The 14,449-nt window shown below is 32.6% G+C and carries 16 protein-coding genes; all 16 read right to left on the bottom strand.

Annotated features, from left to right (window positions below; translation table 11 throughout):
* Nucleotides 1–11: 11 nt before the first annotated feature.
* The gene (locus CI949_RS03420) at nucleotides 12–1,301 is read right to left on the bottom strand and encodes a uracil-xanthine permease family protein (protein ID WP_290763027.1); all 1,290 of its coding nucleotides are present in this window, start codon (nucleotides 1,299–1,301) and stop codon (nucleotides 12–14) included.
* A 60-nt stretch (nucleotides 1,302–1,361) separates the two neighbouring features.
* Nucleotides 1,362–2,606 (bottom strand): Na+/H+ antiporter NhaC family protein, encoded by a 1,245-nt coding sequence (locus CI949_RS03415; RefSeq protein ID WP_290763026.1) that lies wholly within the window; start codon nucleotides 2,604–2,606, stop codon nucleotides 1,362–1,364.
* Between the two features lie 37 nt (nucleotides 2,607–2,643).
* Nucleotides 2,644–3,744, bottom strand: coding sequence for a ring-opening amidohydrolase (locus CI949_RS03410; protein WP_290763024.1), 1,101 nt, complete (start codon nucleotides 3,742–3,744; stop codon nucleotides 2,644–2,646).
* A gap of 172 nt (nucleotides 3,745–3,916) precedes the next feature.
* Nucleotides 3,917–5,548: a PucR family transcriptional regulator gene (locus CI949_RS03405; protein ID WP_290763023.1), complete on the bottom strand. Its 1,632-nt coding sequence runs from the start codon at nucleotides 5,546–5,548 to the stop codon at nucleotides 3,917–3,919.
* 24 nt (nucleotides 5,549–5,572) lie between these two features.
* Nucleotides 5,573–6,118: an NUDIX hydrolase gene (locus tag CI949_RS03400; protein WP_290763021.1), complete on the bottom strand. Its 546-nt coding sequence runs from the start codon at nucleotides 6,116–6,118 to the stop codon at nucleotides 5,573–5,575.
* Between the two features lie 162 nt (nucleotides 6,119–6,280).
* The gene (locus CI949_RS03395; RefSeq protein ID WP_290763019.1) at nucleotides 6,281–6,517 is read right to left on the bottom strand and encodes a hypothetical protein; all 237 of its coding nucleotides are present in this window, start codon (nucleotides 6,515–6,517) and stop codon (nucleotides 6,281–6,283) included.
* Nucleotides 6,518–6,624: 107 nt separating this feature from the next.
* A complete protein-coding gene (locus tag CI949_RS03390) occupies nucleotides 6,625–6,750 on the bottom strand; it encodes a hypothetical protein (protein WP_290763017.1) in 126 nt (41 codons plus the stop codon).
* A 58-nt stretch (nucleotides 6,751–6,808) separates the two neighbouring features.
* Nucleotides 6,809–7,066 (bottom strand): hypothetical protein, encoded by a 258-nt coding sequence (locus CI949_RS03385; RefSeq protein WP_290763015.1) that lies wholly within the window; start codon nucleotides 7,064–7,066, stop codon nucleotides 6,809–6,811.
* 224 nt (nucleotides 7,067–7,290) lie between these two features.
* A complete protein-coding gene (locus CI949_RS03380; RefSeq protein WP_290763013.1) occupies nucleotides 7,291–8,205 on the bottom strand; it encodes an SMR family transporter in 915 nt (304 codons plus the stop codon).
* A 71-nt stretch (nucleotides 8,206–8,276) separates the two neighbouring features.
* Entirely contained in the window at nucleotides 8,277–9,719 is a 1,443-nt protein-coding gene (locus CI949_RS03375) for a cryptochrome/photolyase family protein (RefSeq protein WP_290763011.1), read from the bottom strand.
* 84 nt (nucleotides 9,720–9,803) lie between these two features.
* On the bottom strand, nucleotides 9,804–10,304 hold the full coding sequence (locus CI949_RS03370; protein WP_290763009.1) for a nitroreductase family protein: 501 nt from the start codon (nucleotides 10,302–10,304) through the stop codon (nucleotides 9,804–9,806).
* 21 nt (nucleotides 10,305–10,325) lie between these two features.
* Entirely contained in the window at nucleotides 10,326–10,877 is a 552-nt protein-coding gene (locus CI949_RS03365) for an RNA 2'-phosphotransferase (RefSeq protein WP_290763007.1), read from the bottom strand.
* Nucleotides 10,878–10,933: 56 nt separating this feature from the next.
* Entirely contained in the window at nucleotides 10,934–11,272 is a 339-nt protein-coding gene (locus CI949_RS03360; RefSeq protein ID WP_290763006.1) for a hypothetical protein, read from the bottom strand.
* Between the two features lie 129 nt (nucleotides 11,273–11,401).
* Nucleotides 11,402–12,058, bottom strand: coding sequence for an IS1096 element passenger TnpR family protein (locus CI949_RS03355; RefSeq protein WP_290763004.1), 657 nt, complete (start codon nucleotides 12,056–12,058; stop codon nucleotides 11,402–11,404).
* Nucleotides 12,059–12,097: 39 nt separating this feature from the next.
* A complete protein-coding gene (locus tag CI949_RS03350; protein ID WP_290763001.1) occupies nucleotides 12,098–13,249 on the bottom strand; it encodes a plasmid pRiA4b ORF-3 family protein in 1,152 nt (383 codons plus the stop codon).
* A gap of 146 nt (nucleotides 13,250–13,395) precedes the next feature.
* Nucleotides 13,396–14,220 carry an MBL fold metallo-hydrolase gene (locus CI949_RS03345; RefSeq protein ID WP_290762999.1) on the bottom strand — a complete coding sequence of 275 codons (825 nt, stop codon included), beginning with the start codon at nucleotides 14,218–14,220 and terminating at the stop codon, nucleotides 13,396–13,398.
* Nucleotides 14,221–14,449: the final 229 nt, after the last annotated feature.

Raw genomic sequence — 14,449 nt, 5'->3', positions numbered from 1 at the left:
TAGTTAATATTTTATTCAGGAAGAATATAACTTAATATAATTGAAATAATAGAGGCTGGAACAACACCAGAAGTTAAAAACAGCTGAAAATTATTTGGTAATGAACTAACAGCCTCTGGAACAACATTTAAGCCTATTCCAATCCCTAAAGAAATAGCTATTATCAACATGTTTTTTCTAGTATAACTGACATTTTTTAAAATTGATAAGCCTGAAACTACTACCATAGAAAACATTGCTATCGAGGCACCTCCGAGAACCGGTTCTGGCATTATCGAAATAACGGCCCCCAGTTTAGGCAGTAAAGAAAATATCAGTAAAATAAATGCCCCTATTTTTACAACATGGCGGCTAAAAACACCTGTTAGGTTAACTACCCCAACATTTTGAGTATAAGATGTATTTGGAAAGGCATTAAAAAAGGCTCCAATAGAACTTGCCAGACCATCTGCCATGACCCCGCCTTTTACCTCTTCAACTCTTGCTTCTCTTCCTTCAGAAGCGTTTGTTAGAGCTGATATATCGCCAATAGTTTCTATTGCTGTTGCTATATACATAAAGATCATGGCAATAATTGCTGAAGGCTCAAAGCTGAGCTTGAATGCTAAAGGTTTAGGAAATGAAAACCAGGAAGCATTATAAACAACGTTTAAATCTAAGTCTCCCATAAAATACGAAACTATATATCCAACTACTAAACCGATTAAGATAGAAGAAGATTTAAAATATTTGTTTCCATACTGATTAAAAATTATGATTGTCAGCAAAACAATCGAAGATAAGATTAAACTTTTGCTATCTCCAAGATTTGAGCCGCCTGCAGCCTGTCTTATTCCAACTGGAATTAGAGTAATACCAATAGTTAAGATTACTATACCTGAAACCAGTGGTGTAAATATTTTTTTTAGTTTAGAAAGATTAAATCCTAAAAACATTTCGAAAAGTCCACCAATTAAACTGGCACCTAAAACAACTGAAATTCCAAATTCTTTCCCTATGGCCAATACAGTTGCAATAAAAGCATTACTGGTTCCCATCACAATTGGTAGACCAGAGCCAAAGTCTCCTTTTTTTCTTATCTGAATTAAAGTAGCTAACCCAGCCATAAACAAAGCAGATTGGATCAAAAAAGTGGTTTCCTTTGATGTTAAACCAATAGCTCCAGATAAAAGCAAAGGAACTGTTATATTGGCTGCAAACATTGCTAATATATGCTGCAATGCCAGCGGAATGCTTTTTAAAAATCCTGGGTTACTATCAATTCCATAAATTATTTCTATATCTCCACTATTATTATCCAACAATTCCACTCCTCTTGATTATTTTTTATTTCTATGGTTATTGTCTAATATTGACTTTTGTTATACGGCAAAGAAAGCTATTATCATTAGTAGAATTAATGCAGGTATGACAAACTTTGCGTTCTCCTTTACTATATCCATTATTTCTTTATCAAAACCTTCTGATAAGGCAGCAACATTAATTTGAACCGGACTTATTTGAGTTCCAAAACCCGTTGCAATTGCTACAAAACCCATCGCTTCAGATGGTAATCCAAGCACGGAAAGAGTTGGCAGAATTAAAGTTAGTACTCCGGCTGTAAATGCTCCTGACGGAATTGCAATTAAAAATGCTACCAGCATAGCTGTTGGAACTATAATCCCCTGAGGTACTTGTTCTACAAGACCAGCCAGCTGTTCGAAAGTCCCTAAATCTCCAATCATATTGATAAATGATAGAAAAATACCTACTGAAAATAAGGTTGTAAGTATAAATCTTGAACCGTCTATTAGTGCTTCAGATGTTTCAGCAGTATCCAGTGGAGTTAAAAGCACTGTTAAGATTGCTGTGAAAATAACAGCAGTTGCCGGTGAAAAGATTGAGATATTTATTAGATTATTGATACTGCTTCCAGCAACAACCATAACTAAAAGTGCCACAGCAGGTGTAGCTGTCTTTAATAAAGAGATGCTGTCTTTTTTATTTTCTTCTTTATCCTTATTAACAACGATGCTCTTACGTTTTCTGACTCCATAAATTGCTAGACCAGCAGCTAGTAAGAAAAACAAAATTGTAAATGGCCTCATGGCGGCTGCATGTGCAATAACATCTCGACCTGCACTCTCTGCTGCTAATACTGTTTCAGTTGAAGCGGGAGATGTTGTAAAACCAACTGCTGTAGCTATTGCCATTGCAGCAATCAGTTCAGGTACAGCCCCAACAGCAGCAGCGATAAGAGGTGCAGTAACCATTGTGTTTCCGGCACCTAAACCTGCCATATATGTTGCAAAGGCCTGGATTAATACCATAATACCTGCTAAAATACTGATTCTACCTTTTAGACTTCTACGAGCTAGTTCTACTAATGCTTCAATACTTCCCGCTTCAGCAACCATTGCTGCAGAAGCTGCATATAGTATGGGAACAGTTATTCCCAGCATGTTGGAGACACCACCGATAAAATGACCTGTAGCTTCCCCAATGCTTATTCCGCCAATTATCATTGTCAAAACACCACCAACAAGACCAGCAAAAAGCATATGTTTTCGCATAAATAATAAAACCAATATAACTATCAAAGGTATTACATTGATTAATAGCTCCATCTAATTTCCTCCTAATATGTCTGTTTTAGAGTTTAAATTATTTTTCAGTTATTACTGCTACAGGACCTCCGCCAGCTGGGCCTTGATGTTCAGCACCACCTGAAATATAAAGCATAGAATCTCCCATAACTGAAGCTAAAACTGCATTAACAACTGATCTAGCCTGTCTGGTGTGGTTAATATCTGAATCTGTTAGCATTGTTGTTCTTCTACCTCTGACATAGCCGTCTGGTGAAGCTTCTGCTTTAGCAAAAATGTTTACTATTTTTTCTTTTTGATTTTCAGCTGGCAGCTGATCAAACTCCAAGCCACTATTTTTCATAGCTTCTAAAACAGAATCCATATCAATTGAATCTTTCATAACACTGTGCCCAATTTTATATTTACTATTGGAAGTATTAGAATTACCCATTAAAATAATTTCACAGTTTAATAATTCTACTCCAGCAGAAGTTGATGCAACCTCAGAATATAATGACCAATCTTTAAGAATTGATTTTTGAGTCAAATCTTGGCGTTCAATTTCTCCTAAAGCAAGTCCTACTCCAAGAGCAGATGCTCCTCTAGAATAGCCCATTGATTTATAAGTATCATTTATTACAACTTCTTTACCTCTTTTTTCTGCTTCCATTATCCTATCTGAGGTTAAAAGTGGGCATTTAATCTGAACAAAGTGCACATCTTCTGTGCTTTCAATACCTGCGTCTTCCATTAATTTTAAAACAACTCGTTCTACCTCTTCTGCCATTTCAATTGTACCTATTTCTTCAGGTAGAAACTCCTTTGTGAAACCAACACTTACTGCAAGTGATTTTTCAGCATAAATTTCTTTCTTACTGCTGCTTTTAGTAAATACTGTTGCGTGAGGAGACATAACCCCTTCAGTTCCTCCAGACATAACAAAAGCAATCTTTTCGCCTACCTCTTTTCTGCTTAAATTTAACTTTTCTGATAAGTAAACTTTAAAAGCAAGGGTTGAGAAACCTCTTGTAAAATCATTAACACAACCATTACCTTCTGTCTTTCCTAATACGGCAATAATTTCTTCAGCATTAATCTCGCCTTCATTGATTAATTGTTTTAAACCTGAAATATCATCGGGACTTGACATTGGAATTTTGTAAACATTAACATTCATAATTTATTCCTCCTTTTTGAGTACAATTAAATGATAACACTGTTTTAATTTTTAATCATCATAAAGTTGCGACAAAAAAAAATACATATCTTTGTCACTAATTGCCAAAGATATGTATTCCAGAGCTCTTTCAGTTGTAATTTAATATAATTTAGTAATTTTATCAGGTTATTTAAAGAGTTAATTGATCATTTGCTTTTAACCAGAGATAAATATTATAGGCAAAAACTACTTCAGCCAAACGGTATCCATTTTCAATATCTATTCCATAGTCTTTTAATTTATCTACCCTGTATCGCATTGTATTATAATGTAAATACATTGCTTTCGCTGATTTTTTTAAGTTGAAATTATTTTCAATTAATACCCTTAGAGTTTTTATTAACTTCATTTCATTTTGTCTTTCGTATCTAATTAAATCACCTAATTTTTTATCTAGAAAAGTGTTTAAGAGTTGATAATCATCTATTTTGTCAATTAAACTAAATATCTCATATTCGTCATATTTCATTACAAATGATTTTTCTTCCAATATCTTTGCAATATCCAGATTTTTTTCTGTTATTTTATAGGCATCAGGGAACTGATCAATACTTTTAATAACTTTAGAAGTACCTATACCTATTTTTGATTTAATATCAATTTTTTCAATAATGTTTTCACCAACGGAAAGCAGGTTCTTCTGAATTCTCTTATCAAAAATAGCATTTATAAAAACAACAAGCGAATCATTTATATAAATTGTTTTAATTTTATCCTGATAAATTGACAAACTCTTATTAAAAGCTTTTTCAATCTGTTTATTATTTAATATATTTTCATAAGTATTCCTTTTTTCAAGATCATCTTCAGTAAAGACCTTTATTATCATCATAATTTGGGGAAATTCTAACTCCCAACCAAATGCTCTTGCTTTATCAATTGCTTCAACCTGAGATTTTATTTTACCCTGCAGAATATTTCTTATAAAAGCATCCTGAAAATTTTTCTCCTTTTCCAAAACAGCATTATTTTTAAAAAATACTGAAGCAATTAGTAAGGAAGCCTGTTCTACTGCTACCTGAAGATTTTTCTGATCTAGAAATTCCTTTTGAGTGAGTAAATAGCCAAAACACTGGCTGCCAGCTTTTATTGGATGAATAATTAGATCGTTTTTATTAAATTTCTGCTCATCTATTTTCAAGCTTAATTTTTCATTAAAGATTGATCTATCATCACCTGGAAAGACGAACTGAATATCCTTTTCCTGGAGCTCTTTAGATATAGAAATAATTTCGAAGTTGGTATCAGTTAAAATAATTGGGTTTTTTATCATTTCAGATAGGCTATTAACAAGTGATTCCAGGCTTTTCCCCTTCAAAAAGAGATCCATTAATTTTTCGTGAATAGTATTTCTAAATTCTAAAGTGTTTAAATGTCGATCTAATGATAATTCAAGTATTTTATTTGCCATTGTTGAAAGATTTGCAGCATCATCAAGTTTAATAAGTGGTAAACCAAATTTATCAGCCTGTTTAATCATGACCTCAGAAATTTCATCTACATATCTACCCGGTTTAATACAAATTGCAGCGATATTTTTATCAACAAGTTTAGGAATCAACTCTTTCTGAGCATTTTCATTCTGGTGAATTGGAAAAAGAGTTGTTAATAAAATATTATTTTCTTCAAGGTATGGATAAATATCTGGAACTTCCATTAAAGAAGCACTTTTAACAATTTTATCTATTCCATTTTTTCCGGCTATTAACTCTGAATCTTTAAATATTTCTAATTCTAAAACATCTCTAACTTTAATAGACATATTTCTCCTCCATTATTTTGAACGTTACTTTAAATCTAATATCTTTCTAAGCATCCTTAGTACTGATTCTTCCCTCACATAATTATCTACTTTATTTAGGTCAATCCATTTTAAACTTTTAGATTCACTGCTCTTTTCCAGTTCTTCTTCAGAGTTAGCTTCCATTAGAATTCTAAGGTCATAATGAAAGTGTTCAGCCTGCTCATCACTTGCAGGAATTTTATGAACATCAAGGTCAAATATTTTTTGCTCCATAATTGAAAGTGAATTTAACCCTGATTCTTCTCTGGCTTCTCTTAAGGCTGCTTCTTGTATCAACTCTTCTTTTTCCAGATGACCTCCCAACTGAATCCACTTATCTAACGAATTGTGGTAATGCAGCAGAACTTTATCTCTATTATAATTTATAATCCAGGCGGAAGCTGTTAAATGTCCCTTAGAATTAGTTCTCAAATAATCATCTTTGTAATTGACTAAAAAATTGAATATTTGATTTTTATATTTTTTTTCAGCCAAACTATCTGGTTCATAATTTTTGACTTGAGACAGTATTTTTTGAAAATATTTCAAGTTATTGACCTTCCTTTTTATAAATTACACAGTAAAATATGTAATTATTGAGTTATTTAATATATAATTCTTAATAAAATATATTTTTCCTGTATGAATAGATAAAAGCCGGGAAATACCGGCCTAATTTTAAGTATATAGATTTAAAAACTAATGTTAAAATTATTTCCTGATTTTAGTTCCAGTGTAGGTGAATGCATCACTATTCATATCAAGGCGGTCATCCTTTATTTCAGCAATGATATTCCCACAATTTCCACAGACAAAATTTTTGCCCTCAACTTCTCCGTCATAGACCCTTGTGATCTTGCTTTTCCAGCAGCGGAGAACTCTGCCCTGTCCAATTTTTTTATATTTAAAAAGTTTAGTTTTGCATTTAGCACATTTGATTGTCAGCATATATAAATTATTCTAATCTCCTTTGTTTTTATAGTTTAATTCAAAACAAAATTAATTTTATTAAAATAATACACTTTAATATAGTTGTCACATTGTTGAAAATATTTTTAAATAGCTTTAATAATTTCTTCTGTTTTATCAATCATTCCTTTTAATGAATCATTAACTCTTTCCTGATTTGCCCTTTTATTTAAATACTCCCAGTCAATATCTTGATAATTACTTACCATCATACCAAGGATCCACTCTTCCTGCCACTTTTCATTACAGTGTACATAAGCATTTAACCTATCAATTATTATATTTTCTATTTCCTATTTTTTCAAGTTTATTTTTTCTGGATCTAATCATCATTTTAAATAAAAGCATTTCTTTTTGAGGGTTTCTTCTCCTTGATCCACTGCGATAATTATCAATTTCTTCAGCCTCATTTGAATTATTTTCAGTATTTTTACTATTGGTTGATTTTAAATAGTTTCTTACCTTCCTCATTTGGGACTGTTTATTTTTTTTGTTATTTCGATATTCAGCGAAATTCTTTTTAGCCATAATAAAACCTCCCATGCTTATTCCTCTGGTTTTAATTTAATTATAACATAGAAGCCTGAATTTTTATAATTCTCTCTTTTGGATGAACACCAAGCCAAACAGCTCCTAAACCTAAATGGACTGCTTCTGTCAGCATATTTTCTAATACTTCTTCTTGCAAAAATTTCTTTCATTATTATCATCTCTCCATTCTTTAGATCACTAAATTTACATTTAAGTTAGCTCTAAATATTTATTAAAATTAAGGCCACCACTGTCATCAGAATTGAAGCCCACTCTTTTCTTTCTAATTTTTCCCCGAAAAAAAGATAACCAGCGGCAGTGATTAAAACAATGCTGCCCGCACTGAATATTGGAAAAACAACTGCTGTTTTTAGATAACTTAAGGCGCTGATCAGAAAGAAAGAAGAAAATAAGTTGGGAATTCCAACTGCAAATCCGGTCAGAAGTTCAGACTTTTTGGGCAGACGCCCTACTTTTTTAAAGCTGTAAAAAGAGCTGATCAAAAAGGCAGAAAAGAAAACCCAGAATAAGAATAAGACCTTGTAGTCAACCAGAGCATATTTTTGAAATATTTTATTGCTGAATTCTGCAATACCTCCGTAAAGAAATAGAAAAATCAAATTCAGCCTCAGTGCCTGCCGCCAGTCCCGCTTAAAGGGGAAGTTGACCAGGATAATTGAAGTAATAGCCAGCAGAATACCAATCCACTGCAGATCTTCAGGATATTCCTGCCAGATAATTATCGCAAATAGCATCGGAATTAGTATTCCCAGTTTGCCAAAGGTTCCGGCCAGACTGGCTCCATTTTCACGCACACTTTTTTGATAGTAAATAAAAGAAGTAAAGAAAAAGATACCGGCGACTAAGCCAATTATAGTTGCCCACTGCTGGCTTGACTGTGAAGAAAATAGACCCTCTCCCTTAAATATAACCTGGATGAAGCTGGAACTGAAGTCACTTTGATTGAAATCAAAAAATTTAATACCCTGCTTTAATAACAGAAATAAAGCAACCCCAGAGGCAGTGAAATAATTGGCTGAGGTTACTACATATCGATTTAAATTATTTGATTCGCTGAATTTAAAGATTAAAGCAATTGAAGAACTGCATAAAACAGCTAAAAACAAATAGATCAATTTTTAAACACTCCCTGATTTGATTTATTTTTCTAATTTTAAAATTTTAAATAATGCTTAACTTATTAAATTTATTCTAACTTCTCTAAATACCTTTCAGCTGTCTCTATATGCTGCTCTAACTTATCTTTATCCATTCTATCTAAAATTGAAATCATTAAAGACATCCGTGGATTATCTGCAAATTTATCCCTGTTTTTGTCCAGAAAGTGCCAGTAAAGTCCATCCCAGATTTCAGCCCACCTGCCTGCCTTGTAATGACTCATTTTTTTAATATAATTGCTGGATGAGATGTAGGGTTTAGTCATCATCTTTGGGTAAGAATACTGGCTCATGCCGTAGATATTGGCATACATAACCCAATCATAGGCATCGATAAACATCTCCATAAACCATTTAAAGACCTGGTGCTGATTCAGTTCAGATAGCAGAAAGAAATTTCCAAGCACCATTAAGCGCTCAATGTGGTGGGCATAGGCAAAATCTAATGCTTTTTTAATTGAATCATCCAGGACCTCAATTCCTGATTGAGCCTGATAAAATTTTTCTGGAAAATCCCGCTGGTGTTCAAAAAAATCACTTGCTGCCATTGCCGCTGACTCTAAATCATAAAGTGCTCTTACATATTCCCGCCAGCCAATTATCTGTCTGACAAAGCCCTCAACTGAGGCAATTTCGATTTTACTATTTTGATAATGATCAAGCACAGCTTCTATAACTTCCTCCGGATTTAAAAGCCCAATATTTAAACTTGATGAAATTAAAGAATGGAAGCCAACCACAATTTCTTTTTCAAAGGCATCCTGGTATTTGCCAAAGTTTTGAAATCTATTCTGAATAAAATCAGCTAAAAGTTCTTTAGCCTCTTTTCTATTAACCGGATAAAAGAAATTATTGAGATCTCCCGGGTTATCGCCAAAGTTTTGCTCAATATATCCTTTGGCAGCTTTAAGTTCCCTGCTATCAAATTTCGGCAGTGCAGGAATCTCAATATCTTTCGGAAACTTCTTTCTGTTTTTGGTATCAAAGCTCCATTTACCGCCCACTGGGTTTTGATCTGAACCGATTAAAATATCCAGCCTCTTCCGCTGCATTTTATAATACTGGTGCTGAAAAAAATCATGGTCTTCAAAATACTGAGCATTTTGCTCTCTCGTAGTTAAAAAATTGGGGCTTTCTAAAATGGTCAGTTCAATTCCTGCTGCAGCCGTAATTTCTCTAATTTTATTTTTTAAATCCTTATTGATCGGATCAAAGACTGTCAGGTTATCAAAATCAGTTATAATCTCTTCCAGGCTAGTTTTATATTCAAAATAGTTGATCTCAGCTTTACTTATTTCTTGAAGCTCCTGGTAAAAATTCCGCATTGAGGCTCGGTGGAGCAGCAGTTTTTTCTGGTTATAATTGTATTTAGTAAAATATTCTCCCGCCTCATAGAGAATAATCTTTTCTACTTTCATTTTTTTAATCTGTTTAAAAAGCTGATTTGGTAAAACCAATAGATTTTTTATCATTTTATCAGTCCCTCTTTTTTATTTATCCAATTTATGTCTATTCTGCTTAGCTTTTTAAAAAATAGATCTTTAAAATTATTTTACTTACCATTTATCAAAATGCACCTTAGCTTCTTCATATCTGTCTGAAGCTTCTTTTTCTTCTTCTGGATAACCGAGGGAGATTATAGCCAGAGCTTTTACTTTTTCAGGAAGTTCTAAAATAGAATTTATATGTTTTATAATTCTCTCTTTAGGATGAACCCCAAGCCAAACAGCTCCTAAACCTAAATGAACTGCTTCGGTCAGCATATTTTCAGCTGCAGCAGCACAATCCTGTACCCAAAAGCCTTGATAAAGCTCTTCTTCTAAATTTGCACAGACAGCTACAGCAGTATCGGCTTCTCTAAGGGCCTCCGCATAACCATGGATATCAGCAATCTTATTAAGTATCTCTTTATTTTTGATAATTATAAAATGGTTTATACGCTGATTTCCACAGGAAGGAGCTGCAAAGCCAGCTTTAACAATCTTTTTTATTTTTTCAGCTTCAATTTTTTCAGATGTATATTTTCTAATACTCCTTCTTTCAAAAATTTCTTTCATTTATTATCATAACTCCTATCTTTAATTATTCTTTAATAATGATAAATAATCTGCAGGAATTTTATCTGTTAGGAAAATGTCTTCTGCTGTTCTATAAAAGTTCTGTCCTTCGCGAAAAGCTCTCAGAGCTTCTATTTTCAAGATCACTGGTTGATTGGTTCTCCTTCGAGCCACCGTTTCAGCTTCTTTAAATCCAACACTTAGATGAACATAATTTCTGCCCATTGGCTTCAGCCCGGCGGTCAGTATTTTTTCTTTAACCTTGGGTCTTGTTCCGTGGTAGAGTAACTCCGGTGGTTTAACTATCTGATAATCCGGATTAACACCCTCTATACTGTGGCCGTAGTTGGCTCTGATTCTTTTCATGCCATCTAAAAAACTAAAGCGACCTTTGGGATCATTTTTAACCAACTTAATAAGATCATTCTTAGTGATATCTCTAAATTTTTCTTTTAGTGCCTGCAGCAGTTCAGCTGTTTCGACTGAGGCATCAGCTTCAAGTTTTAAGTCAAAGTCTTCCGGATGATGGCGTAAAATGTAAGATACGGTTTTTGATAGTTTAGTTTTGTTCATTTAAGATCCCCCTAATTATTATCAGCTTTTAGTGTCATATTTTAACACTTCTATTCTTAAAAATAATCGCTGTCATTTATTCTCTCAATTAATAATTCAAGTTCCTGGTAGGCTTCTGGATCAACTTCATCTTTTTCAATAATGTCATTACCTATTGCTAGAGCAACAAAATGATCTTCCATATCATAACTGTTGTATTTTTTGAAGATTTCTCTAGATATCTTATTATGAAATTTGTGGATTTCACTGTCCAATTCAAAAGAATCTAGTTCTTTCTTTTCCCACTGATTAAATTTTAAATTGAGATCAATTAACGCTTTTTCTAGTTCTCTCTCATGAGCAAGACCTGCCAGCCGCCTAATTTCTTTTTTAGTTTTTTTGCTGTAAGAATTCATTTTTAACTCCTTTTTTAAATGATAAGAAAAATTATCTGATTCTTATATTATTCTAATCCTTCAGGATCAATTCACAATTCTGACATTCTATTTTCTCCTATATTCAATATTAGAAATACGCCTTTAATATTAGCTACCAGTATAAGCACAGACTCCAACTCTGGGAGAATTAACCACCGGTAGAAGATTATCTGAAGTTCTAAAGAAATCATTCTCTTCATGTTTGTCAAGGCAATCACTGCAGTACCAACCAACACCTTTATAAACACAATCCGGGCAGATAAATTCAGCCAGGTTATCACAGTGATTGCATTTAATTTTAGGCGGATTATTCCTTGCTAAAACACTAATCTTTTCTTCTCTTTCCTCTGCTTTAAATACATTAACTACATTCAAATCCAATTTAGTATAAGAACCAAAATCATAGGTATACAAAAATTTACATTTTTCTCTTAAAACATCTTTTATTTTATTACTCATATTAAATTCCCTGGATGTAAATCTCTGCTCATTAATTTCAAATTCACTCAAATGATTACAGCATTCCAGCCAGATATCACGTAAAAAGCTGTCGAGGTCACTTAATTTAGTATCTGCTTTGACCTGCAGCTGCAGCCAGTAATCTGATCTGTATGTACCTTTGACATAAATATGATAATATAGGCTTTTCTGAGACTGATCTTTATCAATAATTTTTTCATAATTCTTATTTAAACAGGATTTTAAATGTCTAGACATTCCTGATTGAGTATATTCATTACCACAAATTTTGCATTTACCTTTCATAAAATTAAGCCTCCAAATTATTTTTTTCAAAATTTATGTTTAAAAATAACGCTCAATCGCAGATTTTAACTCTTCAGGATCATATTCTTCAAAACGCTGACTTTCAGCCCACTCCATCATTAATTGATATTCTTCATCATCTGGATTTGAAATAATTTGCATAAATTCACTGAAACCACTTACCCCTCCTACATCTTCTGGAGGTGCAGTTCCACCACCTTCTAAAAAGGTCGGCTTATTTGACTTATAATCATCTATAATTTCTTCTGTTTCAAGATAATGATGCCAGAAATCCCCGTAATCATAAATATATTTGATTCTGGCGGGAAGAACATCTTTTAATTTAACTTCATTTTCTACTGCCTGCTCAAAATCTTCAGCTGCAAAGTTCAACTGATCTCTGTTATATTCAAAATTTTCTTGATTCATAGCCAGGTTTAAGATAGCTTTATAGCCATTTCTATGATATTCAGACTGATTCCAATTTTTAGTGTCATCTTTTTCTTCACTGTAAACAAAGAATTCGTGCAGGTGATAATCCTGCCAGTTATATAACTGCTGAATAATTTTGTGTAATTCTCTAAAATTATAACTTAGAGGAACAATAAATTTTCTCCAGGCTTCATATTCACCCAGGTCTAATTCTACTTTTAAAACTGCGGCTTTTGTCTTAATCACATCTTCTTCGCCAAAATATTCTGCTAATTTCTGCTGCAGAAAGTCATCAGGATAAAAATAATCTTTATTATCATTTTTACGATGCATGTTATTTACATTCTTTGCTATCTGAGATTGATAAATTTCATTTTCATTAAATCTATCAGCAAATCTTTTGGCAAATTTACATGAATTATTCATTCTGGCTATATAACTTCTATTTTCTGCTTTCTTGTAGAAAAACTCTTCAAACTGAGATAAATATTTTTCGATTAAACTTTCTTTAATTCCTTCACGTTCAAAAGTTCTTCTTATTCCTTCTTTGACCCGCCCGGGAAAATTATTTAGATCATCTTTTTTCATGCCATATAATAGTACAGTGTAGTCACAGGCATCATTGACTAAAACCACTGTTTTTCTCCGATTAATTCTAAGAAAATTGGCATGCCAGGAGAATAAGTCTGGCCTTTCTTTTTGTTCAAGTTCTTCCAGATTTAATTCATCTCTCAATTTTTTTGTTGTCTGAATTAGCATATTTATCAGCCCTTTAATATACTTTATTTTTAATATTAATTTCATTTTGATTATATCATAGAAGTGGATTTAGTGAAATTATTTATGAAAGTTAAAAACGCTGGTTTCCCGACGTTATTTTTTATCATTTTTAATTAAGATCAACCTTATAGTTGAAAAGCAAACTTCTCACCTACTCCACCAGCTGCTACCTTATCTTTAAAAACAGAGTTCATTTTTGCCGCTGCTTTAAAGCCGGTGCAGTGTAAAGGAACAAGCAAATCAAAATCCAGGCCTTTCAAATAATCAATAATAGCATCAATCTCTTCTGTATCAGCATTGATTAGATGCATTCCACCAATAATAGCTGCAATTTTCTTCCCTGCTGTTAACTTTTTAATATAATCTAAAGTGTTAATAACTCCGCTGTGGCTGCACCCTAATAAGACTACAATTCCTGCTTTAGTTTCAATAAATGAAGCCTGGTCATCCTTAAAATAGTCTACCTTCAGCTCATCATTTACTTTTAGCTTATAGTCAGATCTCATAATTTCTTCTCTATTATCAAGCTCAATCTCTCCTGTCATCCAAAGTCCGGGTTCTATCTCCTTAGCTTCATTAACAGGAATAAAGTTTTGAACATCATCTCTAGTTATTTTCATTCCTCTATCAGTTTGTCCGGAACTCTTTTGAGAGTATTTAGGAAAAAAGATATTAGAGTGGCCATATAATTTTAAATCAGGTCTTGCTTTAAGTAATGATTTCAGCCCACCGGCATGATCATAATGTCCATGACTCAATAAAATACCATTTAGTTCATCTATCTTAATTCCCAGCTCTTTTAAATTATTTTCAAGCACCAGACCCTGGCCTGTATCAAATAAGTATTGCTTATTACCCAGTTTAATCCAGAAAGACAGTCCATGCTCTGCTAATAATTGTCCTTTATGAACACTATTATCAACTACTACCTTAATCTCCATATTTTTCATAATCTAATTCTCTCCTTTTAAAAATTTTTTATTCTTTATTTGATAGCTAATTTAATCTGTGATAATTAATTTGGAGATTTTCTATATTATTTTTCTCTATTTTAATCTTATACTAATATTATAGATTTTTTCACTAGCATTGCATAAAAATATTTAAGAAAAGTCAAGTTCTGTTTTTAACGAAAATACTTGCTTAAAATAGAAAAACTCCTTATAATTGGGATTAGGA

The organism is Halanaerobium sp. (assembly GCF_003070835.1).
Note: the sequence above shows the minus strand (reverse complement) of the source record. Positions and strands in the feature narration are given on the sequence as shown.

Coding starts and splice junctions, on each gene's coding strand:
- CI949_RS03415 (WP_290763026.1), bottom strand. CDS start 2,606: ATGGAGCTATTAATCAATGTAATACCTTTGATAGTTATATTGGTTTTA.
- CI949_RS03410 (WP_290763024.1), bottom strand. CDS start 3,744: ATGAATGTTAATGTTTACAAAATTCCAATGTCAAGTCCCGATGATATT.
- CI949_RS03405 (WP_290763023.1), bottom strand. CDS start 5,548: ATGTCTATTAAAGTTAGAGATGTTTTAGAATTAGAAATATTTAAAGAT.
- CI949_RS03395 (WP_290763019.1), bottom strand. CDS start 6,517: ATGCTGACAATCAAATGTGCTAAATGCAAAACTAAACTTTTTAAATAT.
- CI949_RS03390 (WP_290763017.1), bottom strand. CDS start 6,750: ATGATGGTAAGTAATTATCAAGATATTGACTGGGAGTATTTAAATAAA.
- CI949_RS03385 (WP_290763015.1), bottom strand. CDS start 7,066: ATGGCTAAAAAGAATTTCGCTGAATATCGAAATAACAAAAAAAATAAA.
- CI949_RS03375 (WP_290763011.1), bottom strand. CDS start 9,719: ATGATAAAAAATCTATTGGTTTTACCAAATCAGCTTTTTAAACAGATT.
- CI949_RS03370 (WP_290763009.1), bottom strand. CDS start 10,304: ATGAAAGAAATTTTTGAAAGAAGGAGTATTAGAAAATATACATCTGAA.
- CI949_RS03365 (WP_290763007.1), bottom strand. CDS start 10,877: ATGAACAAAACTAAACTATCAAAAACCGTATCTTACATTTTACGCCAT.
- CI949_RS03360 (WP_290763006.1), bottom strand. CDS start 11,272: ATGAATTCTTACAGCAAAAAAACTAAAAAAGAAATTAGGCGGCTGGCA.
- CI949_RS03355 (WP_290763004.1), bottom strand. CDS start 12,058: ATGAAAGGTAAATGCAAAATTTGTGGTAATGAATATACTCAATCAGGA.
- CI949_RS03350 (WP_290763001.1), bottom strand. CDS start 13,249: ATGCTAATTCAGACAACAAAAAAATTGAGAGATGAATTAAATCTGGAA.
- CI949_RS03345 (WP_290762999.1), bottom strand. CDS start 14,220: ATGAAAAATATGGAGATTAAGGTAGTAGTTGATAATAGTGTTCATAAA.